This window comes from Bradyrhizobium niftali (genome assembly GCF_004571025.1).
In the GTDB taxonomy this organism is placed as follows: Bacteria; Pseudomonadota; Alphaproteobacteria; order Rhizobiales; family Xanthobacteraceae; genus Bradyrhizobium; species Bradyrhizobium niftali.
The window spans coordinates 92,426-115,396 of record NZ_SPQT01000024.1 but is presented as its reverse complement, the minus strand read 5'-3'; the positions used below and the strand labels follow the sequence as shown (position 1 = coordinate 115,396).

The following is a 22,971-nucleotide window of genomic DNA, read 5'->3' as shown; positions in this document are numbered from 1 at the left end:
AGCATGATCTCTTCGGGAAACCGCGCGTCAGATCTGCTGCGCGACCTTCTCCAGCCCAATGATGCGGGCGAGCTTGCGCACTTCCTCTTTCTGGTCGTCACGCAGCTGGAACAGGAGCGGCATCGCGGCCGACTTCAACTGCTGAACCTCGTCGCAGTTCGGATCGATCTGCGCGCCGGGCGGCGCGTTCGGATTCGACAGCTTGTTCGCCTGGATCCTGCGGACGACGTTGCGCAGTGCAGTCTCGACCGAAGGCCAGTAATATTCCTGCGACGAGGACAGCTTCAGACGATCCTTGATGCCCGAAATCTGGACGTCGGAGAGCAGCGAATAGGATTTCTGCGGCTGCGGCTTGGCGACGACCTTCGGTTTGGCCGGGACTTCGACAGCGGGAACTTCCGCCGTGGGCGCCTCGTTCACGTTCGCCGATGAACCCGTCCTGGGCATCGGAATATCGGACGGAGTGGCGGCGGCAAAGGCCTGGCGCAGCGGCTCGGTCAACACGGGCGCCTGCGCAAGCCTGTCGGCGGGCACCAGGACCGGCTCGATCGCGGCCGAGGCCAGCGCCAGGGTCGGAACCAGACGGTCGGCCTTGGCGGCGCGATTGGTCGCGAGCGGTTTCGGCGGGGCCTGGGTGATCATCTCGGCACTAACGCTGGGCACGCTATCGCGTCCGAGAATAGCGGTGGTGGCGGCACCGAGGACGAGGAAACAGGTCAGAACGACGATGGTGATGGCTTTGGACAAACGTCTCTCCGACGGGGAGGGGCGGTTCACGATGTTGTCAACGGTGCCCGGGAAAAAGGAACGAATTAAGGCTTGAGTGTGCCTTTGCGGCGACAATCACCATGCCTATGGCGACATGGCTAAAAAGCCGAGCAAAATCAGGCCGCTAGCGCCAGATCGTAGGCATCCTGGATGTCCGCGACGATCTCGGAGGCTTCCCAGACCGCGCGCGGCTCGACCGATTGCAGCGTCACCGTCCAGTTGCCGCCCCGACGGGTGCGGGGGACGCTGACGATGTCGAAGCGCACATTGCGGCACAGCGGGTGGCGGGCCAGCGCATGGGCCACGCGGACGCGGATTTCGTCCAGCGAAGCCGCCGTCTTGGAGTTGAGAAAATCGAAGTCCATCGCCTGTCCCTCTCGGTCCTGATTGGCGGCCTTGAGGGGGATTCTGGGCGGGCGATGGTTAATCCGCCGTTAAGTGGGGGGAATGGAGCTATGCGGGATTCACTGTGACGGGGCCGGAAGTCTCCGCATCGTCATGACCGGGCTTGCCCCAGCCATCCACGTCTCACCTGCGGCAAGGAACGTGGATGCGCCCGGGATAAGCCCGGGCATGACGGAGCCCAGCTACCGCCCACCCGCCTCGCGGTATTCGGCAAGAGTCCGCGCAACGAGATCGCCGACGGCGAGCACATCGGTCACTCCGGACGTCGAGTGCCCGCCGCTCCAGATATCGCGCCAGCGTTTGGGCCGGTTGTCCCGCGCGGTAACGTCGATGTCCTTGGCGATGTCGATTGCCCCGCGCGCCGGCAGGTCGTCGGGATCAAGCCCCGCAGCGACGATCGACGGCTTCAGCATGCTGGTCTGAAGTCCCGTGAACGCGGTGGTCAGCAGGATGTCGTCGGCGCTGCTCTCGACCAGCATCCGTTTGTATCGATCGTCCGCCATGCTCTCGCGCGTCGCGATGAATTTCGTGCCCATGTAGCCGAGATCGCAGCCGAGCACTTCCGCGGCATGCAGCGCGCGGCCATCGCTGATGCCACCCGCGAGCACGATGATGCCGTCGTAGAATGCGCGCACCGCGCGGACGAAGGCGAACGGATTGAGCCAGCCGGTCTGCCCGCCCGCGCCGGCGGTGAGCAGCACGAGCCCATCAGCACCTGCTTCCGCCGCACGTTCGGCGTGGCGGATCGAGGCGACATCCGCCAGCACCAGCGCACCGGCGTCATGCAGCGGCTGCAACACCGGCGCGGGCGAGCCGACCGAGGTGATGACGATCTCCGGCCTGTGCCGCAGCAGCGCGGCGAGATCCTGCTCCAGCCGCGCATTGGAGCGGTGCACGATCAGGTTTGGACAGAGCGGCGCAGCCTTGCGGCCGGCTTGATCTTCATGCTGCCGCAGCCGCGCGTCGATGGCGGTGAGCCATTCGTCGAATTGTTCCGTGCTACGGCAATTCGCGCTCGGAAAGCTGCCGATCACGCCGTTGCCGCAGGCCGCGACCATGAGCTCGACGCCCGACACCAGAAACATCGGCGCGGCGATCAGCGGCAGAGCGAGGCGATCGCGGAAACGTTGCAGTCGATCTGACGTCACGCATGCCTCCCTCGCGCGGGCTTTGCCGTTCCATCCCGCATTCCCTGTGCTAGCGTTACGGCAAACATTGGCACGCCAGAAGCCGATGACAAAGCAACGAGGAAACATATGTCCGATCCGCTCCACGCATCGCCACCGACTTGTGCGCAGACGCTGCAGGCGCTGGCGCGCTATCCGGGCCACACCGCTTTCGTCTGGCCCGGCGGATCGCTGAGCTATCAGGGCACCATCGACCTGATCGGGCGCATCCAGGGCGTGTTCATGCGGCTTGGATTGCAGCCCGGTGCACGCGTCGCCTTCCTCACCGCGAACCGTGCCGACACCTGGTGCGCGGGTGTCGCGGCGCAATTATCGAGGCTTTGCATCACCTGGCTGCATCCACTGGGATCACGCGGAGACCAGCTGTTCCAGCTCGAGGATTCCGAGGCCGAGGTGCTGGTGGTCGATGCGGCCGCATTCCGCGATCGCGGCGGCGAGCTTGCCGCGCAGGCGGGTCGCCTCAAGGCGGTCTTCACCATGGGACCGGCCGACTATGGCGTCGATCTGTTGCAGGCGATCGAGATCGAAGGCCATGCCGGCGCGCATTGCTTCGCCGGCCCTGACGATCTCTCCACGCTGAATTACACCGGCGGCACGACCGGCAAATCCAAGGGCGCGCTGCGCTACCATCGCGAAAATGCCGGGGCCGCCGCCGCGATTCTCGCCGACTTCGAAATCCCGGAAGGTGCGCGCTATCTCGCGGTCGCCCCGATCAGCCATGTCGCCGGCACCAAGGTGCTGCCGACCCTGATGCGCGGCGGCACCGTGCACATGCTGAAGGGTTTCGATCCCGAGGCCGTGCTGGCGACGATCGCGCGCGAGCGCATCAACTTCACGCTGTTCGTTCCGACCATGATCTACGTGCTGCTCGACCATCCCGCGCTGGGCAGGACCGACCTCTCCTCGCTCGAGCTCGTGCTCTACGGCGCATCCGCGATGTCTCCGAGCCGGCTGATCGAGGGCATCGAACGGATCGGGCCGGTGTTCTCGCAGCTCTACGGCCAGACCGAATGCTATCCGATCTCGGTGCTGCGCAAGAAGGACCATGATCCCAGGACGCCGGAGCTGTTCCTGTCCTGCGGCTTCCCGATCGCGGCCTGCGAGGTCAGGATCCTCGACGACAACGACCAGGAGGTGAAGACGGGCGAGGCCGGCGAGATCTGCGTGCGCGCCCCGCATGTCATGGCGGGATACTGGAAGCGGCCTGACGTCACGGCCGAGACGCTGAAGAACGGCTGGGTCCACACCGGCGACATCGCGCGCAAGGACGAGCGCGGCTACATGTTCATCCTCGACCGCAAGAAGGACATGATCGTCTCCGGCGGCTTCAACATCTTTCCGCGCGAGGTCGAGGACGTGCTGTCTCAGCATGCGGATGTCGCGATGGTCGCGGTCGTCGGCATCCCCGACGAGAAATGGGGCGAAGCCGTCATCGCCATCGTCGTGCCGCGCGAAGGCGCAAGGCCCGATCCAGGCGAGCTGATCAATTTCGTGAAGACGCGAAAGGGTTCGGCGCATGCGCCAAAGCAGATCCAGTTCGTCAAGCAATTGCCGATGACCGGCGTCGGCAAGGTCGACAAGAAGGTGCTGCGCGCGGGATTTTGGAGCGGGCGGGACCGGATGGTGGGGTAGTCATCTCGATCTGCAACTTGTGGCAGGCAGCACCGTACAGCCTCCCGCGCCCGCCCCCGGGATTCTACGGTGTCGCTGTGACCGGCGAACAACAGCGCGGAAGGGACTTTGCAGCCACGCCGTCCGCACGATTGCAGGCGAATCAACGAATCAAATAGACCGCTGACGGGGCTGGGAAGCGGAGTATCAGATGAGAGTCGCTTCCTTGGAAAGTGCGTTGGCCGCCATCACGTTGATCACGGCCATTGTTGTCCTGCTGTGGGAGATCAAGATCGTCTACGGCAGTTGAACTGGCAGGACGCTGGCGTCGAACAGAGACCTCCGGACAAGAAGAGGCTCGCGACCAGGGCATCCCTTCCGCGGCGGCGGAAGTCTGCCGTTCAATCGGCTCAAGCAGCGATCACGGCGCTTGCCGTCACGCTCACCGCTTCTCGATCACCAGGCTCTGCACCGCGCGACCGAAATAGCCTTGCCGGTCCGCCAGCCGCGACATGGCGAGCCCTGCGCCGTCGGGGCCGATCCAGGAGTCGCCGTCCAGCAAGATCCACTCGCCGACCGGCTGGCGCGCAAAGCTCACGGTGAGATCGGCGTTGATGTAGGTCCAGGCGCGGAAGTCGAGCGTCGAAGCCGTGCCGTTGGAAAAATCGGCGGCGACCATTGCGCGCATCGCCTGCGAGATCGCTTCGCCCTCGATCAAGGGATGGTCGACGCGAAACCAGACCGCCCCGGCACCGGCCTGGCCGAAGCGGCCGCGCGCGGCGCGCATCGAGACCGAGCGCACGAACGGACTGGTGGCGGCATGACCGTCCTCGACCAGTGAATCCTCCGGCGACGGCAAGGTCACCGGCAGCTCCTTGACCTCGTCCGGCAGCGCCTGCGCCTGCGTCTTGATCTTGAGCACGGTGGCGCCCACGACCTGCACGCCGTCGGCGAGCAGCTTGATTTCGCAGAGCTGGATCTTGCGGCCCTCGCGCAAAATCTCGGTCGCGATCGTGAGCGGCGCCACCGGCACCGGGCGCATCAGGTCGATGGTGACGCGCGCAATCGCCATCGGCACCGGCGTCGGGATGCGTTCGGCCGCCCATGTCACCAGCGACGCCGGCGCCGAGCCGTGCTGCATGCGCCGGTCCCAGGGACCTGCGGCATCAGGGCTGGTGACGACGCTGTTGCCGTCGACGCGGTAGATGGCGGTCATCGGTTAAATCTCGTTTGGCTGGAACGCCAGGAGTCCAAAATTGCGCCGTCGTCCCGGCGAAGGCCGGGACCCATAACCACAGGGAGTGGTTTGGCGCAGACTCATCGTTCGGTACGCCTACCTTCCGCAACCCGAGACATCACGCGGTATGGGTCCCGGCCTTCGCCGGGACGACGGAGGAGACGTGGGCCGGTCCGACCCACAGCCGCACATCACAACGGCGGATCGATCGCCTCGTCGTATTCCTTCTTGAAGCGCGCGATTAGGTCGGCGGCGGGGACGATGCCTTCGACGCTGCCGATGCCCTGGCCCGAGCCCCAGATCTCCTTCCAGGCCTTCGGCTTGGCGCGCTCGCCGGAGGCGTCGGTGCCGAAATTCATCTTGGACGGATCGGACGTCGGCAGGTTCTCCGGATCCATGCCGGCGGCGAGGATCGAGGGCTTCAGGTAATTGCCGTGCACGCCGGTGAAGAGGTTGGAATAGACGATGTCGTCGGCCGTCGAGCCCGCGATCATCTCCTTGTACCGCTCGACCGCATTGGCTTCCTTGGTCGCGATGAAGGCCGAACCGATATAGGCGAAATCGGCGCCGAGGATGCGCGCGGCGCGGATCGCCTTGCCGTTGCCGATCGCACCCGACAGCGCGATCGGGCCGTCGAACCACTTGCGCGTCTCGGCGACGAAAGCGAGCGGCGAGATGGTGCCGGCGTGGCCGCCGGCACCGGCCGCGACCAGGATCAGGCCGTCGGCGCCCTTCTCGATCGCCTTGTGCGCGAATTTCTGGTTGATCACGTCGTGGAAGATGATGCCGCCCCAGCCGTGCACGGCCTGGTTCAGCTCCTCGCGCGCACCGAGCGAGGAGATGATCATCGGCACCTTGTACTTGGCGCAGAGCTGCATGTCGTGATCGAGCCGGTTGTTCGACTTGTGCACGATCTGGTTGACCGCGAACGGCGCCGACGGCTTGTCGGGATGCGCGCGGTCATAGGCCGCGAGCTCTTCGGTGATCCGCGCCAGCCATTCGTCGAGCAGCTCGGGCGGGCGCGCGTTCAGTGCCGGAAACGAGCCGACCACACCGGCCTTGCATTGCGCGATCACGAGATCGGGCACCGAGATGATGAAGAGCGGCGAGCCGATCACGGGGATCGACAGGCGCCCTTTGAACAAGGCAGGCATGGACATCGCGAAACGATCCTCTATTGGCGGTCAAATCGAAGTTGGGAGCCATACCAACAAGGCAATCTTTCCACTGTCAAGTATTGCGTTTTGCCGCCGTGGCGGATGCCGTTACCGCAATTCCAAACCGCGGAATTCCTCTTCCGTCATGCCGGGGCGGGCCGAATGGCGCGAGCCCGGAATCCGTCGGACCTCAGCACGCGTGGCGAAATGCATTCCGGGTTCGCGCTTCGCGCGCCCCGGAATGACGACGAGAAATCACCCAATCAAATCCGGATTGATCAGCCGCTCGAACGAGAACATCTCGTCCCACTTGTCCTGCGTCAGCAGCTTGCGCTCGACCACCACGATCTGGTGCAGCGACTTGCCGCTCTTGTAGCCTTCGCGCGCGATCTCGGCGCATTGCTTGTAGCCGAGCAGCGGCTTCAGCACGGTCACAATGCCGAGCGAGTTCAGCACCATGTTGCGGGTGTGGTCCTCGTTGGCGGTGATGCCGACGACACAGTTCTCGCGCAGGCTGTTGACCGCGCGCTCCATGGTGCGGATCGAGAAGAACAGCGCGAACGAGATCACCGGCTCCATCACGTTGAGCTGGAGCTGGCCGGCGGAAGCGGCGAGCGTCACCGTGGTGTCGAGCCCGATGACGAGGAAGCTGGTCTGGTTGACGACCTCGGGGATCACGGGATTGACCTTGCCCGGCATGATCGAGGAGCCCGGCTGGAGCTGCGGCAGGTTGATCTCGTTGAAGCCGGCGCGCGGGCCCGAAGCCAGCAACCGGATGTCGTTGCAGATCTTGGTGAGCTTGCTTGCGGTGCGCTTGAGCACGCCGGAGAGCTGCACATAGGCGCCGGTGTCCGAGGTCGCCTCGACGAGGTCGCCGGCGAGAATGAAGTCGACGCCGGTCAGCGCGCTCAGATGCCGGACGGCGAGCTTGGGATAACCCTGCGCAGCGGTGACGGAGGTGCCGATCGCGGTTGCGCCGAGGTTGATCTCGCGCAGCAGCGCCCGCGCCTCGGAGATACGATCGACCTCCTCGCCCATGGTGGTGCCCCAGCCGCGGAATTCAGCGCCGAGCGACATCGGCACTGCGTCCTGAAGATGCGTACGGCCCATCTTCAGCACGCGATCGAACTCCCTGCCCTTGGCGAAGAACGCCTCCTGGAGCTGGCGCAGCGCCGTCATGTAGCTCTCGAGCCGCAGGATCAGCGCCAGCCGAAAGGCGGTCGGATAGGTGTCGTTGGTCGACTGGCCGTAATTCACATGATCGTTCGGGCTGACGTGCTGGTAGTCGCCCTTCTTGAAGCCCAGCGATTCCAGCGCGAGGTTGGCGATCACCTCGTTGGCGTTCATGTTGGTCGAGGTGCCGGCGCCGCCCTGGATGAAGTCGGTGACGAACTGATTCATCATGTCACCGGCGATCACGCGGTCGCAGCCGAGAATGATCGCATCGGCCACCTTGGCGTCGATCGCGCCGAGATCGCGATTGGCCATCGCGGCGGCCTTCTTCACGTAACCCAGCGCCTTCACGAAGTAAGGCTCCTGATTCATCGGAATGCCGGTGATGTGGAAGTTCTCCTTCCCGCGGATGGTCTGGACGCCGTAGTAAATGTCGTCGGCTATCTCACGCTGTCCGAGGAAATCCTGCTCCGTACGGCTCATGGGCGCTCCTGGTTGCTCGCGCGCGTCGTCGTCACGTCAGTTCTGGCACAGCGCGCTGGTCACGAAAGTATCGGTGCGGCAGTCGTCCGGTTTGCGTTGCCTGCCCGGGATGAGCACCTTGGCCGAGCATTTCTCGGCGGAGTCGGCGTTGAGGCTCTTGCCTTCCTTGTAGCCCCTGCCCTGGCAGAGCTGGTCGGCGGCCTGCTTGCAATCCGGCGCGCCGTTCGACGAGACCGGACAGGCCACGCGCCCCGAGACCATGGTCGAGGGTCTCGCCAGCCGCGACAGGTCGTTCATGGTCTCACCAGGGCTTTTGATCGGCGGCAGGATCGAGGGCAGCTTGTCGAACAGCTTGCCCATTTCGTTGATCAGCCCGGGATTTTCCTCGCGCGCCGGCGGGGCAGGCGTTGACGGCGGCGGCGCAGCCTGCGGCCCCTGCTCCTGGAGGCCGAGCGATGGCGGCGCGGATTGCGGCCATCCAGTCCCGCCAGCACCCAGCAGGAGCAGCAGCACTGCTGAAGTCAGCGTCCCGAACCGCACGGCCGGATTGCCGGATCGAACCATCATGATGGCAACCGTAGCCGAAGCCGGCGCAGCGGCAAAGTACTGCGGCTCTAGATCAGCTTGACCGCCACCACGAAGCCCAGCACCAGCACCGCGGCGCCGATCGCCACCCACAGACCGAGATGCTTCTCGATCCGGACCCGGATCCAGTCGCCATAGCGGTTGAGCAGGATGGCGACGATGAAGAAGCGGCCGCCGCGGGCCACGATCGAGCACAGGATGAACAGGACGAGATTATAGCCGGCAAAGCCCGAGGTGATGGTGACGAGCTTGTAGGGGATCGGCGTCAGCCCCTTGAGCAGGATGATCACCGCCCCCCATTCGGCATAGGAGGCGCGGAAGGCCTCGACCTTGTCGCCGAGGCCATAGACCTGGATCAGCCAGTGACCGACCGAGTCGAACAGCAGTGCCCCGATGGCGTAGCCGAGAAGGCCGCCGAGCACCGAGGTCGCGGTGCAGATCGCCGCGTAGACCCAGGCGCGCTGCGGGCGCGCCAGTGACATCGGGATCAGCATCACATCCGGAGGGACCGGAAAGAAGGAACTTTCTGCAAAAGCCACGGCTCCCATGATCCAGAGCGCATAGGGCTTGTGGGCGGCGTCGATGCACCAGTCGTAGATACGTTTCAGCATGGCGCCGCGATGAAGCACCATGGGACGGATTTGTCCATGCTGAGATTGAGGCGAATTGTGACGGTTCTAGTGGCGCTTGCGTGCCGAACGGCCCTCGAGCGCGACAATTGGCCGCCGCGCGGCGACGCGCGGTGACGCAACTTTGGGCAGCTTCATCGTCGACTTCGGCAGCTTCTCGGCGATGCCGAGCATGTCTTCCCGCCGCGTCATCTCGCGCCAGACGTCCTCGGGGCGCACGCCGGCCGAAGCCCAGAGCACGGTGAGATTGTAGAGCAGGTCGGCGCTTTCCCGGACCACCGCATCGGTGTCGCCATTGACGGCATCGATGACCACTTCAATGGCCTCTTCGGCCAGTTTCTTCGCCATTTTGGAGGGGCCACGCTGAAACAGCCGGGCGGTGCGCGATGTTGCCGGATCAAGGTCCCTGGCCGCGAGCACAGCCAGATATAGCCGCTCAAGCGAATCACTCATGGTACTCAAAACTACTCTAAACCAATGGCGAGCGAGTTAACGCCCGGCAATAAAAGCAAAAAACAGGCCGGCGCGGCAAGTGCGACGGCCTGTTCGTCGATGACGCATGACCGGTTACCGGTCGGTTAATAGCAGCCGTAGCCGGAATAGCCGTGGGCGCAGACCTTGGTGTAGCCGCCATAGCGCTCCTGGTAGCCCGAGCCGTAGTAATAGGGACCATAGCCGGGGCCGCTGTAGTAGACCGGGCCGCTCTCGTAGTAGTAACCCGGGCCCTGATCATAGGCGTAGGCATCGCGGCTGGCTGCGATCGCGAGGCCGGTCGCGGCCAGGCCGAACATCGCAGCAGCAGCAGCGGCGCCACCGCCACCATGATGCCAGTGACGACCGCCCGCGTAAGAGGCGGTGGGTGCAACGGCAGTCAGAGCCACCACGGCCGCAGTGGCAAGAACGGCCTTGCGGCCGGCGAATTTCGAAAAGCTGTCAAACATCTCCTGGACCCTCCTTGGGACCTCGAATGGCGCCTGCAGACAGGCTCATGTCTTTCAAACACCCACGTCCCATGTTGGGTTCCCCAACCCCAACACAAGCTGAACGGGGTTGCGTGATCATGACGCAACCCCCGCTCATCCACCGTTCATGTTGGCGCGCGCACGCTCAGTGCGGGCCGGCGCTGCGAGCGTCACGAAACCACAACAATGCGGGACCGGCGCAACCGATGTCAGGATTCAAGACGACCACTTTTCGTTGGCTGCTGGCGCTCTCGATCTCGCTTGCGGCACTGACCGCACGCGACGTCACGGCGGCCGAGACCGCCGCGCCCTCCGTCGCGATCCACTTCACCTTCGACCGCCCGATCGATGCGAGCATGGCGCCGTTCTTCCTCGCCGCGAAGGACGGCAAATTCGGCGCCGAGCATCTCAACGTCTCCTTCAACACATCGCCCGGATCGCCGGAGACTCTCGCGCGCGTCGCCAAGGGCGACAGCGAGCTCGCACTGGTCGACATCAACGAGCTGATCCGATTTCGCGACAAGGACGATGCGGCGCCGATCAAGGCGGTGTTCGTGATGTTCAACCGTGCGCCCTACGCGATCGTCGCGCGCAGGAGCCGCGGCATCCATCTGTTGCCCGATCTCGACGGCAAGACCGTCGGCGTTGCCGACAGCGATCTGTCGATGCGGCTGTGGCCGGCGCTGGCGCAGCAGAACGGCATCAACACGTCGCGCGTGAAATTCCACAAGATAAGTGCCGCGGTGCGGGAGCCGATCCTGTCCGCGGGGCAAGTCGATGCCGTCGCCGGCTTCAGCTATCTCTCGGCGGTGAACTTGCGCGACCGCGGCGTGCCCGGCGACGATCTCGTCGTGCTGCGTTACGCCGACTATGGCTGCGAAGCCTATGGCTTTGCCGTGGTGGCCAACCCCGCTTTCGCCGCGGCGAAGCCGGACGCGCTGAAGGGATTTGTTCGCGCGCTGATCGCCGGTATCAACGCGACAGTCAAAGAGCCCGCCCGTGCGGCGGCCGAGGCCACGAGCCGCATCGACGACGGCGACCACGACCTCGAACTGGAGCGCCTGCGCACCGTGCTCGTCGACAACATCCTGACCGACGAGGTCAGGCGCAACGGCCTCGGCGGCATCGACCCGGCGCGGCTGGACCGCTCGATCGACCAGATCGCCCAGAACTTCAAATTCCGCAAGCGGCCGGCCGTGGGCGACATCTTCGACGACCGGTTCCTGCCGCCGGTCGCGGGGCGGCTCATCAATTGAGCAAAACCGATAGCTTCCGCTGTATCTCGCGGGCGATCCCTGCTTAGAATACGGGCCCCGCTATCCGCCCGAGTTGCTGGTCCGCATGTCCATTTTCAGCCTTTACACCCGCGTTCTCGAGCTGCTCGGCAAGGAGGCGCGGCTGGGCTGGCTGCTGGCGTTTGCCAATCTCCTGCTTGCCGCCTCGCAATTCGCCGAGCCCGTACTGTTCGGCCGCATCGTCGACGTGCTCTCCGGCAAGTCGGTCGCCGGTTCGAACTCGGCATGGCCGTTCCTGCTGGCCTGGGTCGCGTTCGGGCTGTTCACCATCGCATGCAGCGCGCTCGTTGCGCTGCAAGCCGACCGGCTATCCCACCGCCAGCGCCAGGCGGTGCTGACCGACTATTTCGAGCACATCCTGCAACTGCCGCTGACCTTCCACTCCGGCACCCATTCGGGCCGGCTGATGAAGGTGATGCTCAACGGCACCGATGCGCTGTGGCGGCTGTGGCTCGGCTTCTTCCGCGAGCACTTTGCCGCGATCCTCTCGGTCGTGGTGCTGCTGCCGCTGTCGCTCTATCTGAACTGGCGGCTCGCGATCCTCCTGTTCGTGCTCTGCGTCGTCTTCACGGCGCTGACGACTTTCGTGGTGCGCAAGACCTTCGGCATGCAGATGGAGGTCGAGGAGCACTACAGCGAGCTCTCGGCGCGCGCTTCCGATGCGCTCGGCAACGTCGCACTGGTGCAGAGTTTCGTCCGCGTCGAATCCGAGGTGAAGGGACTGCGCTCCGTCGCCGACGAGCTGCTGGCCGCACAGATGCCGGTGCTGTCCTGGTGGGCGCTCGTCACCGTCATCACGCGCGCTTCCACCACCATCACGGTGCTCGCGATCTTCTCGCTCGGCATCGCCCTGCACGACCAGGGGCTGACCTCGGTCGGCGAGATCGTGATGTTCGTGAGCTTTGCCACGCTCTTGATCCAGAAGCTCGAGCAGGTCGTGAGCTTCATCAACAACGTGTTCATGGAAGCGCCGCGCCTGCGCGAGTTCTTTGGCGTGCTCGATGCCGTGCCGGCGGTCCACGACCGTCCCGACGCGATCGATGCGGGACGCCTGTCCGGCCTCGTCGAGTTCAACGACGTCACCTTCTCCTATGACGGCAAGCGGCCGGCGGTCGAGGATCTCTCCTTCACCGCGCTGCCCGGCCAGACCATCGCGCTGGTCGGCCCGACCGGCGCCGGCAAGTCCACCGCGATTGCGCTCTTGCATCGCGCCTTCGATCCGCAATCCGGCTTCATCAGGATCGACGGCATGGACGTGCGCGGCGTCACGCTGACCTCGCTGCGGCGGAACATCGGCGTCGTGTTCCAGGAGGCGCTCCTGTTCAACCGCTCGATCGCGGAGAATTTGCGCGTCGGCAAGCCGGACGCGACCGAAGCCGAGATGCGCAAGGCGGCCGAGCGCGCGCAGGCGCTCGAATTCATCGAGCGCAGCGGCGGGTTCGAGACCAATGCCGGCGAGCGCGGCCGCATGCTCTCCGGCGGCGAGCGACAGCGGCTGTCGATCGCGCGTGCGCTGCTGAAGGACCCGCCGATCCTGATTCTGGACGAGGCGACCAGTGCGCTCGACGCCGTCACCGAGGCCAAGGTGAACGCCGCTCTCGACGAAGTGATGAGGGGCCGCACCACCTTCGTGATCGCCCACCGCCTCTCCACCATCCGCAACGCCACGCGGATCCTGGTGTTCGAGAACGGGCGCGTGATCGAAAGCGGAACTTTCGATGAACTCGTGGCCAAAGGCGGCCATTTTGCCGAGCTCGCCCGGGCCCAGTTCATGGTGCAGGAACAGTCACAGACGAATACACGGGCCAGCGTGACGGCGGCCGAGACTATTGCGACTGCGGCCAAGTCCCCATAGCAAGTCCCCGCAGGACCGCCGAAATTCGGCCTATTTCATTGCGGAATACCGCGCCGTAACCCCTATTCTCGACGCAAGAGCCGGTATAGGTTTGCGACGCCGCAAGCGGCGGCGCCGGAATTCAAAACCCGAAACTCAGATCACGAGAACCGTCCGGAACCGGCGGATCTCCAAGGACCGGAATCGGATAGTGCACGCCTTTCGCCCGCTGCTTCGCAAATCCCTGTTCAACCTGTTCGCCGCGGCCCTCGCATGTGCCGCGCTGCTCGCGCCACGCGCGGCAAGCGCCGAAGCGCTGCTGCTGATCGAAGCCGACAGCGGCAAGGTGTTGCAGGCGGATAACGCGACCACCCCCTGGTATCCGGCCTCCGTCACCAAGATCATGACCGCCTATGTCACGTTGAAGGCGGTGAAGGACGGCAGGCTCACGCTCGACACGCTGCTCACGGTGTCGCCGACGGCGGCCTCGCAGTCGCCGTCGAAAATGGGGTTCCGTCCGGGAACGCAGCTCACCGTCGACAACGCGTTGAAGATGATGATGGTCAAGTCGGCGAACGACATGGCCGTGGTGCTCGCCGAAGGCGTCGGTGGTTCGGTCGACGGCTTCTCCGCAATGATGAACGACACCGCCAGGAAGCTCGGCATGACGCAGACGAGCTACGTCAATCCGAACGGCCTGCCCGCCGATGGTCAGATCACCTCTGCGCGGGATCTCGGCATTCTCGCACGCTCGTTCCTGCGCGACCTGCCGGAATACGAATACTTCGTGCACATCCCGGCGATCCGCTTCGGCAAGCGCGTTACGGGGAATTTCAACAAGCTGATCGGCCGCTATCCCGGCGCCGACGGTTTCAAGACCGGCTTCATCTGCGCTTCGGGCTACAACCTCGTCGCCTCGGCCACGCGCAACGGCCGCCGGCTGATCGCCGTCGTGCTCGGCGCCAATTCCGGAACGGCGCGCGCGGTGAAGGCGGCGCAGCTGCTGGAGCGCGGCTTCAGCCAGGACAATCTGTCGTGGCTGCGTCCCTCGCTCGGCACCGTCGAAAACCTCGTGCCGGTCGACGCCTCGCCGCCGAACCTGCGCGACGACATGTGCGGCGGCCATCGCAAGCGGCCGGCGAGCGACGACGACGACGCGCTGATCGCGGCCAATGGCGGCGCGACCGGATCGGGCTCCGCCACCGGCGGCGAGGCCCAGGTGACGTTCTTCACCGCCGGGCTTCAGCCGCCCCTGATGAAGGCTTCCGAGCTGATGGCCTCGGCGCCGGCGGCGGCCGAGCCCGTGCTGGTCTATACCGGCCCGACCCGCACCGGCACCGCCCTGATCGCCGCGGTCGCAGCCGATGCCGACCAGCAGGCCACGCCGAAGGCGCGTGGCAAGAAGTCGCGTGTCGCCAAGAAACCCGATGCAGCCGACAAGCCGGCCGACAAGCCGAAGGACACCAAGACGGCGACAGCGAAGCCGGGCGCCAAGGGTGATGGGAAGGGTGACGCGAAGGCTGACACCAAGACCGCAGCCAAGCCCGCCGGCGCCAAGCATGCCGCGGCGAAGCCCGCCGAGAAGCCCGCAGCAAGCGGCGATCAGGCGGCGAAGCCCGCCAAGCCCAAGGCCGCGACCAAGCCTCCGGCCAAGCCGGCCAACAACAGTTAACGCCCCTCGGAATTGAACCGCGGCCCGCGCTTCGCACTTGCGGCAACGCGGCTTGCGACGATTCCGGTAGCCACTTTCCGACCTTTGCCCTAAGCCTCGACGGCTTGCCACCCGGTCCGGCAGGCTCGATACTGGCGGCAATGAGGCAAGCCCGAGATACAACGGGCTCTGATGTAGGAGAGGGGAATTTCCATGGAGCGCATCTGGCTTAAGCAATACCCGCCCGGCGTGCCCGCCGATATCGAGCCGACACAATACGCATCGCTGGTCGACCTTCTGGAGGAGAGCTTCACCAAGTTCGCCGACCGCAAGGCGTTCATCTGCATGGACAAGTCGATCAGCTACCGCGACCTCGACCAGATGTCGGTTGCGCTGGCGGCCTATCTGCAAGGCCGCGGGCTCCAGCGCGGCGCCCGCGTCGCCATCATGATGCCGAACGTGCTGCAATATCCGGTCGCCACCGCCGCGGTGCTGCGCGCCGGCTTTGCGGTCGTCAACGTCAATCCGCTCTACACGCCGCGCGAGCTCGAGCATCAGCTCAAGGATTCCGGCGCCGAAGCCATCATCGTGCTGGAGAATTTTGCCCACACGGTCGAGCAGGTGATCGCGAAGACGTCGGTGAAGCACGTCATCGCCGCCAGCATGGGCGACCTGCTCGGCTTCAAGGGCGTGATCGTCAACCTCGTCGTCCGCCGCGTCAAGAAAATGGTCCCGGCCTGGTCGCTGCCGGGCGCCGTGTCCTTCAATGACGCGCTCTCGGCCGGCCGCGGCCTGACGTTCAACAAGCCGAAGCTGTCGCCCGGCGACGTCGCCTTCCTGCAATATACCGGCGGCACCACCGGCGTCTCCAAGGGCGCGACGCTGCTCCACCGCAACATCGTCGCCAATGTGCTGCAGAACGATGCCTGGCTCCAGCCGGCGCTGGCGCAGCCGCCGCAGATCGACCAGCTCCTGATCGTCTGCGCGCTGCCGCTCTATCACATCTTCGCGCTGACGGCCTGCTACCTGCTCGCGGTGCGCGCCGGCGGCTGCAATCTCCTGATCCCCAACCCGCGCGACATCGCGGGCTTCGTCAAGGAGCTGGCGAAGTACCAGGTCAACAGCTTCCCGGCCGTCAACACCCTCTACAACGGCCTGATGCACCATCCCGACTTCAAGAAGCTCGACTTCTCCAAGCTGAAGATCTCCAACGGCGGCGGCATGGCCGTGCAGCGGCCCGTGGCTGAGCAGTGGAAGGCGGTGACCGGCTGCTTTATCGCCGAAGGCTATGGCCTGTCGGAGACCTCGCCGACGCTGACCTGCAATCCGGCGACCACGAACGATTTCTCCGGCTCGATCGGCATCCCTGTGCCCTCGACCTATATTTCGATCCGCGACGACGACGGCAACGAGGTGCCGCTCGGCCAGCCGGGCGAGATCTGCGCCAAGGGCCCGCAGGTGATGTCGGGTTACTGGAACAGGCCTGAGGAGACCGCCAAGGTGATGACCGCGGACGGCTATTTCCGCACCGGCGACATCGGCGTGATGGACGAGAAGGGCTACACCAAGATCGTCGACCGCAAGAAGGACATGATCCTGGTCTCCGGCTTCAACGTCTATCCGAACGAGGTCGAGGAAGTGATCGCCAGCCATCCGGGCGTGCTCGAATGCGCCGTGATCGGCATCCCCGATTCCAAGTCGGGCGAAGCGGTGAAGGCCTTCGTGGTGAAGAAGGACCAGAACCTCACCGCCGAGGCCGTGATCAAGTTCTGTCAGGAGCAGCTCACCGGCTACAAGGTGCCCAAGCACATCGAATTCCGCACCGACCTGCCGAAGACCAATGTCGGCAAGATCCTGCGCCGGCAGCTCCGCGACGAGAAGAAGGCGGAGGCGGCGTAGGGCTGCCGTTGAGCCATGACTGACGTCGGCGACATCGAGCCGGCCGGCATTCTCGCCTTCTGGCGCGAGGCCGGCCGTGAGCGCTGGTACAAGCACAGCGAGGCTTTCGACGCGGAGGTCAGGCGCCGCTTTCTCGCCCTCTGGCAGAAGGCGGCCGCCGGCGAACTGGCGTCATGGGAGGCAAGCGACGACAGTGCACTCGCGCTCGTCATCGTGCTCGATCAGTTCCCCCGCAACATGTTTCGCGGCGATCCCAGGACGTTCTCCAGCGATGCGCTGGCGCGCGAAATTGCCCGCCGCGCCATCGATCGGGGCGCGGATCGCAGGATCGATCCTGCCCTGCTCGAATTCCTCTACATGCCCTTCATGCATTCCGAGCACCTGCCCGACCAGCTGCACTGCATTGCTCTGTTTCAGGACGCCGACAATGCCGAGAACCTGAAATACGCGCGGGAGCACGCCGACATCATCCGCCGGTTCGGCCGCTTCCCCCACCGCAACTGCGTCCTCGGACGCCCGACCACCGAGGAAGAGCAGGCCTTCCTCGACAATGGCGGCTTTTCCGGCTGATGACATCAAGGTGAAGGGCGGCAACCTTCGCCGCTTTCCCTGCCGGCAATATTGTGCGGGCCCGCCGCACGGTCTAGAAAGCGGGATCGATTTTCAGGGAGACTGACGATGGCGATCCAGACTGGCGACAAGCTGCCCGAGGCGAAATTCCGCGTGATGACGGCGGAAGGCCCGCAGGTGAAGACCACCGACGATATCTTCAAGGGCAAGAAGGTGGCGCTGTTCGCGGTGCCCGGCGCCTACACCGGCACCTGCCACAAGATGCATCTGCCGAGCATCTTCCTCAACGCATATGCCATGAAGGACAAGGGCGTCGACACCATCGCCATCGTCTCCGTCAACGACGCCTTCGTGATGAACGCCTGGAAGCGCGACACCGACCAGCGCGACGAGGCGATCTTCCTCGCCGACGGCAATGCCGAGTTCGCCAAGGCGATCGGCATGGAGCTGGACGCCTCCGCCAACGGCCTCGGCATCCGCTCCAAGCGCTATTCGATGCTGGTCGAGGACGGCGTGGTCAAGAAGCTGAACCTCGAAGCGATGCCCGGCAAGGTCGAGGTGTCCGGCGGCGATACGCTGCTCGGGCAGCTGTAAGGCAGTCAGTGTAGAGCGGTCGCCGCTTTCAGCCTCACCCACAACTGTCATCGCCCGCGAAGGCGGGCGATCCAGTACGCCGCGGCCTCTCGGCTGAACCGCAAGCGTCTCTGGAATACTGGATCGCCCGGTCAAGCCGGGCGATGACAGTTGAGAGTGTGGCGGCGCTTATGATGAAGGCGTGGATGGCCGGGTCGAGCCCGGCCATGACGCGTGGAAAGAGCGAGCCCGCGCTACTCCGCCACCCTCTGCTGCAACCGCGCCTTCACGATCCCGTCGCGCGCCAGCTGATCCGCGCGTTCGTTCTCGGGATGACCGGCGTGGCCCTTGACCCAGTGCCAGCGGACCTGATGCGCCTTGAGCGCGGCATCGAGACGCTGCCATAGCTCGACATTCTTGACCGGCTTCTTGTCGGCGGTGCGCCAGCCGTTGCGCTTCCAGCCGTGGATCCAGCCGGTGATGCCCTGCCGGACATACTGGCTGTCGGTGTAGAGATCGACGGTGCACGGCTTCTTCAGCGCTTCGAGCGCGGAGATCGCCGCCATCAGCTCCATCTGGTTGTTGGTGGTGTGACGCTCGCCGCCGTTCAGCTCCTTCTCCTTGTCGCCGAACTTCAGGATCGCGCCCCAGCCGCCGGGCCCGGGATTTCCCGAGCAGGCGCCGTCGGTATAGATCGTGACGACGGGAAGCTCGCTCACGCGACCAGTCCTGACGGCATCAGCCCGTAGTCGCGCACGCTGGCGACGCTCTGGTGGAAGCGCAGCTTGCGGAGATATTCCAGCGGATCCTTCGGCCTCACCAGCGCACCGGGCGGCACGTTGAGCCAGTCGACCAGCCGCGTCAGCAGGAAACGGATCGCGGCGCCGCGCGCCAGCAGCGGCAGCGCGGCCTCTTCCGCCTCCGAGAGCTTGCGCACGCGGCCATAGGCATTGAGGAAGGCGCGCGCCTTGGTGACGTTGAAGGAGTGATCCGGCTCGAAGCACCAGGCGTTGAGGCAGATCGCGACGTCATAGGCCAGCATGTCGTTGCAGGCGAAGGTGAAGTCGATGATCCCCGAGAGCTTGTCGCCGAGGAAGAAGACGTTGTCGTTGAAGAGGTCGGCGTGGATCACGCCCTCGGGCAGATTGGTCGGCCAGACCCCGCTCGCGAGATAGTCGAGCTCGGTCGCGAGAAACGCGCGCAAGTCCGGCTGCACCTCGTCGGCGCGGCTTGCGGCCGCGTCGAACAACGGCCGCCAGCCCGCGACCGAGAGCGCGTTCGCGCGCTTGATCGCGAAATTGGCGCCGGCCAGATGCATCCTGGCCAGTCCCTCGCCGACGCCGGCGCAATGGGCCGCGTTCGGTTTGCGCGGCCAGACGCCTTCGAGAAAGGTGATGATCGCGGCGGGACGGCCCGACAGCTCGCGCAGCGCTTCGCCGTCTCGTCCCTTCACCGGCAGCGGACAATTGACGCCGTGCTCGGCGAGATGCGTCATCAGCGCGAGGAAGAACGGCAGATCGTTCTTCGCCACACGCTTCTCGTAGAGCGTGAGGATGAACGATCCCTCGGTGGTGTGCAGCAGAAAGTTGGAATTCTCGACGCCCTCGGCGATGCCCTTGTAGGAGAGCAATTCGCCGAGATCGTATTGGCTCAGGAAATCCGCAAGCTCGTCGGCGGCGACGTCGGTGTAGACCGCCATAGAGGTCTACTCGGCGGCGGCTTCGGGGCGCACCTGGCGCGGCAACGGGAAGAACTCGTTCTCTTCCGCGGCCGAGACCGTCTCCACATGCAGCGTGAAGCGCTCGGCGAACGCGTCCATGATCTCCTCGACGATCACTTCCGGCGCCGAGGCGCCCGCGGTGATGCCGAGGCTGGTGATGTTTTCGAACCGCTTCCAGTCGAGGTCGGCGGCGCGCTGCGCCAGCACCGCGATCGGGCAGCCCTCGCGCTCGGCGACCTCGCGCAGGCGCTGCGAGTTCGACGAGTTCGGCGCGCCGACCACGATCAGGGCGTCCACCACCGGCGCCACCTTCTTCACCGCAAGCTGGCGGTTGGTGGTGGCGTAGCAGATGTCTTCCTTGTGCGGCCCGTTGATGTTCGGGAAACGCTCCTTGAGCAGCGCGACGATCTCCGCGGTGTCGTCGATCGACAGTGTGGTCTGGGTCACGAAGGCGAGGTTGTTGGGGTCCTTCGGGGTGATGGTCTTGGCGTCCTCGGCGGTCTCGATCAGGGTGACGGCGCCGACGGGGAGCTGACCGAGCGTGCCGACCACCTCGGGGTGATGGGAATGGCCGATCAGGAAGATCTCGCGGCCGCGCTTGAAGTGGATCGCGGCCTCGCGGTGGACCTTGGTCACCAGCGGGCAGGTCGCGTCCAGCGAGAACAAATTGCGGGACTGGGCGTCGGCGGGAACCGATTTCGGCACGCCATGGGCCGAGAACACCACCGGCGCGGAGGTGTTTTCCGGGATTTCGGCCAGCTCCTCGACGAAGATGGCGCCCTTCTTCTTCAACCCGTCGACGACGTATTTATTGTGCACAATCTCATGGCGAACATAGACGGGGGCACCGTATTTATCGAGCGCCCGTTCCACGGTGTCGATCGCCCGGACCACCCCGGCGCAGAAGCCGCGGGGAGAACAAAGCACGATCTTGAGGTCTGGTTTTGCTGACATTGAGCGATCTCGGGACCGAATCACCTCGCCAAATGGGGGCGGGAAGCGGTCGATGGATGAATAGGGCTTGGGTACGGGCTTACGGCGACTTCAGAGGGAATTGGGCCCCCTTTCGGGCGCTGTCAAGGCACTATCTATAGCAGAACCATTGCGTGGCTACCCCCTCCGGGCTTATATAGCGCGAATTCCCAGTCATCGCTGATGACCACCGGCTTCGCCTCCAAAGGGGTGGGCGAAGCACAAAGGAGATTTGCCATGAGCAACGCACCTCTGATGCCCAAGGCGACCGCCGTCTGGCTGCTCGACAACACCGCGCTGACCTTCGACCAGGTCGCCGATTTCACCAAGATGCATCCCCTCGAGGTGCGCGCGATCGCCGACGGCGACGCGGCCCAGGGCATCAAGGGCATGGATCCCCTCTCCAACGGCCAGCTCACCCGCGAGGAGATCGAGAAGGGCGAGAAGAACCCGGATTACCGCCTCCGCCTCCAGGAGAGCAAGGTCGTGCTGCCGCCGCAGCCCAAGCGCAAGGGCCCGCGCTACACCCCGGTCTCGCGCCGCCACGAGCGCCCGAGCGCCATCCTCTGGCTGCTGCGCAACCACGCGGAGCTCAAGGACGCCCAGATCATGCGCCTGGTCGGCACCACCAAGAGCACGATCGCGAGCGTGCGCGACCGCACCCACTGGAACACCTCCTCGCTGACCCCGATCGATCCGGTCACCCTCGGCCTCTGCTCGCAGATCGAGCTCGATTTCGAGGTGGCCCGCGCGGCCAAGGAAAAGCCGATCGACGCGGCCTATGGCGGCGCGACCCTGCTGCCGGCCTCGGAGACCACCAAGAAGGACGAGTTCGAGCCGGCCGAGCGATCGAGCGACGACCTCAACGTCGACGCCGTCTTCGCCAAGCTGAAGACCCTCGGCGGCAAGAAGCAGGACAACGAGGAGGAGTAATTCTCCGTCCTCCGATTAACCATCGAACCGGATTTGAACGCGGCGGGCCACCCCGCCGCGTTTTTGTTTGGGCGTGCCGGCGCGTGTCGAGGCCTGCCTGGCAGATTCGCGGAGGCCGAGGCGGAGGCTGCATGATCTCAACAGCCGGCCGGCGAGGCGTGGCTGCCGCCGGGAACGATGCGTCTGATGTCGCATTGTTCCCGCGCGGAGGATCAAAGATGCAAGTCAACGAAGAACGCTTTGCCTTGATGCTTGGTCACGCGGCGCTGTCGGTCTGGGGGGAGATGCCCCGGGACATTCAGGAATCGCTGTTCGAGATCGCCGTACAAGGACACCCCGAGGATCGCGACCCGCTCGCGAAGCTCCTGCACGATCGGCATCCCCGCACCGTGCATTCGGACTGACGGAATGCAGGATTGGTCGAGCGGATCAACGCGGCGCCGGGGCCCCCGCCCGGCGCCGCGACGGCGGCATCAGAACTTGTAGGTGACGCCGGCGCCGACCAGCCACGGGTCGATATGCGCGGTGCCGGTGACGGGCAGGCCGCTGACGGTCGCGCTGTAATCCGGTCGCAGCCAGAGCTTCTTGACGTCGACGTTGAGACCCCAGTGCCGGTCGAGCATGTAGTCGAAGCCGAACTGTACGGCGCCGCCGAAGGCGTTGCTGACGTGCAGGCCGGTGGTGGTGGCGACGATCGCGGGCGGGCCGACGATGGCGGCCGGCGCATTGGCGGCGGAATTGTTGAAGAACACAGTGTAGTTCACGCCGGCGCCGATATACGGCTTGAACGCACCGAAATTGTCGAAGTGATATTGCAGCGTCAGCGTCGGCGGCAGCAGCGTGGTCTTGCCGATCGGCAAATTCGACAGCGAGCCGGTGCCGCTGATCGAATGCCTGGTCACACCGAGGATCAGCTCGGCCGCGATGTTCTTGGTGAAGAAATAGCTGATGTCGAGCTCGGGCACGACCTGGTCGCTGATCGAGAGGCCGGAATTCGGCGACGACAGCGACGGCACGCCCGCGACGTTGACGGTCGAGCCGCCGGCATCGGGCAACACGCCGAGCACGCGCAGACGCACCATCCAGGGATTGAAGCCTTCTACCTGCGGCGGCGCCTTCTTGTAGACCGGCAGGTCCGCGGCCTGCACCGATGCAAAAGTCCCCGCGAGCATCGCGCCGACCGTCGCGATCCGCGCCAAGTTTCTTGTCGTTCTCTGCATTTCAATCCCCTTCAGCCGTCTCTCGCGCATCGTTGCGCGACGTCAGCGTCAGAGCAGAAAGGGGATGGTGAAGGATTTGACGCCGATCAAATCAGGCGAAACGCGGC

Annotated in this window: 23 protein-coding genes; 9 read left to right on the top strand and 14 right to left on the bottom strand. The window is 65.0% G+C overall.

What is annotated here, in order from left to right:
* Positions 1 to 27 precede the first annotated feature (27 nt).
* The 3 genes from E4K65_RS33135 to E4K65_RS33125 all read right to left on the bottom strand — a co-directional run bounded on the left by E4K65_RS33135 (position 28) and on the right by E4K65_RS33125 (position 2,321).
* Positions 28 to 747 (bottom strand): hypothetical protein, encoded by a 720-nt coding sequence (locus E4K65_RS33135; protein WP_167771346.1) that lies wholly within the window; start codon positions 745 to 747, stop codon positions 28 to 30.
* A gap of 137 nt (positions 748 to 884) precedes the next feature.
* A complete protein-coding gene (locus E4K65_RS33130) occupies positions 885 to 1,133 on the bottom strand; it encodes a hypothetical protein (protein ID WP_092186600.1) in 249 nt (82 codons plus the stop codon).
* 222 nt (positions 1,134 to 1,355) lie between these two features.
* Complete coding sequence (locus E4K65_RS33125; RefSeq protein WP_167771345.1) at positions 1,356 to 2,321, bottom strand: NAD(P)H-dependent flavin oxidoreductase; 966 nt, start codon at positions 2,319 to 2,321, stop codon at positions 1,356 to 1,358.
* Between the two features lie 108 nt (positions 2,322 to 2,429).
* On the opposite strand from E4K65_RS33125, the gene E4K65_RS33120 reads away from it, so the two are divergent.
* Positions 2,430 to 3,992, top strand: a complete 1,563-nt coding sequence (locus tag E4K65_RS33120; protein ID WP_135177695.1) for an AMP-binding protein — start codon at positions 2,430 to 2,432, stop codon at positions 3,990 to 3,992.
* Between the two features lie 421 nt (positions 3,993 to 4,413).
* Here E4K65_RS33120 and E4K65_RS33115 read toward each other — a convergent pair whose 3' ends face one another.
* The 7 genes from E4K65_RS33115 to E4K65_RS33085 all read right to left on the bottom strand — a co-directional run bounded on the left by E4K65_RS33115 (position 4,414) and on the right by E4K65_RS33085 (position 10,176).
* On the bottom strand, positions 4,414 to 5,187 hold the full coding sequence (locus E4K65_RS33115) for a thioesterase family protein (RefSeq protein WP_025575749.1): 774 nt from the start codon (positions 5,185 to 5,187) through the stop codon (positions 4,414 to 4,416).
* Between the two features lie 212 nt (positions 5,188 to 5,399).
* The gene (locus E4K65_RS33110) at positions 5,400 to 6,368 is read right to left on the bottom strand and encodes an NAD(P)H-dependent flavin oxidoreductase (RefSeq protein ID WP_025575747.1); all 969 of its coding nucleotides are present in this window, start codon (positions 6,366 to 6,368) and stop codon (positions 5,400 to 5,402) included.
* A gap of 252 nt (positions 6,369 to 6,620) precedes the next feature.
* A complete protein-coding gene (locus tag E4K65_RS33105; protein ID WP_135177694.1) occupies positions 6,621 to 8,021 on the bottom strand; it encodes an aspartate ammonia-lyase in 1,401 nt (466 codons plus the stop codon).
* Positions 8,022 to 8,057: 36 nt separating this feature from the next.
* On the bottom strand, positions 8,058 to 8,588 hold the full coding sequence (locus E4K65_RS33100) for a hypothetical protein (RefSeq protein ID WP_025575745.1): 531 nt from the start codon (positions 8,586 to 8,588) through the stop codon (positions 8,058 to 8,060).
* A 47-nt stretch (positions 8,589 to 8,635) separates the two neighbouring features.
* Positions 8,636 to 9,238 carry a YqaA family protein gene (locus E4K65_RS33095; protein ID WP_198033822.1) on the bottom strand — a complete coding sequence of 201 codons (603 nt, stop codon included), beginning with the start codon at positions 9,236 to 9,238 and terminating at the stop codon, positions 8,636 to 8,638.
* A 45-nt stretch (positions 9,239 to 9,283) separates the two neighbouring features.
* Entirely contained in the window at positions 9,284 to 9,688 is a 405-nt protein-coding gene (gene hisE, locus E4K65_RS33090) for a phosphoribosyl-ATP diphosphatase (protein ID WP_025575743.1), read from the bottom strand.
* 125 nt (positions 9,689 to 9,813) lie between these two features.
* The gene (locus E4K65_RS33085; protein WP_025575741.1) at positions 9,814 to 10,176 is read right to left on the bottom strand and encodes a hypothetical protein; all 363 of its coding nucleotides are present in this window, start codon (positions 10,174 to 10,176) and stop codon (positions 9,814 to 9,816) included.
* Between the two features lie 227 nt (positions 10,177 to 10,403).
* On the opposite strand from E4K65_RS33085, the gene E4K65_RS33080 reads away from it, so the two are divergent.
* From E4K65_RS33080 to E4K65_RS33055, 6 genes are all read left to right on the top strand, one after another.
* Positions 10,404 to 11,453 carry an ABC transporter substrate-binding protein gene (locus E4K65_RS33080; RefSeq protein WP_167771344.1) on the top strand — a complete coding sequence of 350 codons (1,050 nt, stop codon included), beginning with the start codon at positions 10,404 to 10,406 and terminating at the stop codon, positions 11,451 to 11,453.
* 85 nt (positions 11,454 to 11,538) lie between these two features.
* Positions 11,539 to 13,347, top strand: coding sequence for a glucan ABC transporter ATP-binding protein/ permease (locus E4K65_RS33075; protein WP_135177692.1), 1,809 nt, complete (start codon positions 11,539 to 11,541; stop codon positions 13,345 to 13,347).
* Between the two features lie 190 nt (positions 13,348 to 13,537).
* A complete protein-coding gene (locus E4K65_RS33070; protein WP_135177691.1) occupies positions 13,538 to 14,998 on the top strand; it encodes a D-alanyl-D-alanine carboxypeptidase family protein in 1,461 nt (486 codons plus the stop codon).
* Positions 14,999 to 15,190: 192 nt separating this feature from the next.
* Positions 15,191 to 16,876 carry a long-chain fatty acid--CoA ligase gene (locus E4K65_RS33065; RefSeq protein ID WP_135177690.1) on the top strand — a complete coding sequence of 562 codons (1,686 nt, stop codon included), beginning with the start codon at positions 15,191 to 15,193 and terminating at the stop codon, positions 16,874 to 16,876.
* 15 nt (positions 16,877 to 16,891) lie between these two features.
* A complete protein-coding gene (locus tag E4K65_RS33060; protein WP_135177689.1) occupies positions 16,892 to 17,446 on the top strand; it encodes a DUF924 family protein in 555 nt (184 codons plus the stop codon).
* Positions 17,447 to 17,554: 108 nt separating this feature from the next.
* Positions 17,555 to 18,040 (top strand): peroxiredoxin, encoded by a 486-nt coding sequence (locus tag E4K65_RS33055; RefSeq protein WP_008543132.1) that lies wholly within the window; start codon positions 17,555 to 17,557, stop codon positions 18,038 to 18,040.
* A 233-nt stretch (positions 18,041 to 18,273) separates the two neighbouring features.
* Here E4K65_RS33055 and rnhA read toward each other — a convergent pair whose 3' ends face one another.
* Genes rnhA through ispH form a run of 3 tightly spaced genes read right to left on the bottom strand, consistent with a single transcriptional unit; the run spans position 18,274 to position 20,693 of the window.
* Positions 18,274 to 18,738, bottom strand: coding sequence for a ribonuclease HI (gene rnhA, locus E4K65_RS33050; protein WP_011084134.1), 465 nt, complete (start codon positions 18,736 to 18,738; stop codon positions 18,274 to 18,276).
* On the bottom strand, positions 18,735 to 19,718 hold the full coding sequence (locus E4K65_RS33045) for a homoserine kinase (RefSeq protein ID WP_135177688.1): 984 nt from the start codon (positions 19,716 to 19,718) through the stop codon (positions 18,735 to 18,737). The genes rnhA and E4K65_RS33045 overlap by 4 nt, the downstream gene beginning before the upstream one ends.
* A gap of 6 nt (positions 19,719 to 19,724) precedes the next feature.
* Positions 19,725 to 20,693 (bottom strand): 4-hydroxy-3-methylbut-2-enyl diphosphate reductase, encoded by a 969-nt coding sequence (ispH, locus tag E4K65_RS33040; RefSeq protein ID WP_027546981.1) that lies wholly within the window; start codon positions 20,691 to 20,693, stop codon positions 19,725 to 19,727.
* A gap of 255 nt (positions 20,694 to 20,948) precedes the next feature.
* Here ispH and E4K65_RS33035 point away from each other — a divergent pair, with 255 nt between their 5' ends.
* Together E4K65_RS33035 and E4K65_RS33030 are read left to right on the top strand one after the other, a co-directional pair.
* Positions 20,949 to 21,644 (top strand): DUF1013 domain-containing protein, encoded by a 696-nt coding sequence (locus E4K65_RS33035; RefSeq protein ID WP_167771343.1) that lies wholly within the window; start codon positions 20,949 to 20,951, stop codon positions 21,642 to 21,644.
* A 218-nt stretch (positions 21,645 to 21,862) separates the two neighbouring features.
* A complete protein-coding gene (locus E4K65_RS33030) occupies positions 21,863 to 22,048 on the top strand; it encodes a hypothetical protein (RefSeq protein WP_027546983.1) in 186 nt (61 codons plus the stop codon).
* 69 nt (positions 22,049 to 22,117) lie between these two features.
* On the opposite strand, the gene E4K65_RS33025 is transcribed toward E4K65_RS33030, so the two are convergent.
* Complete coding sequence (locus E4K65_RS33025) at positions 22,118 to 22,864, bottom strand: OmpW/AlkL family protein (RefSeq protein ID WP_167771342.1); 747 nt, start codon at positions 22,862 to 22,864, stop codon at positions 22,118 to 22,120.
* Between the last annotated feature and the right edge of the window lie 107 nt (positions 22,865 to 22,971).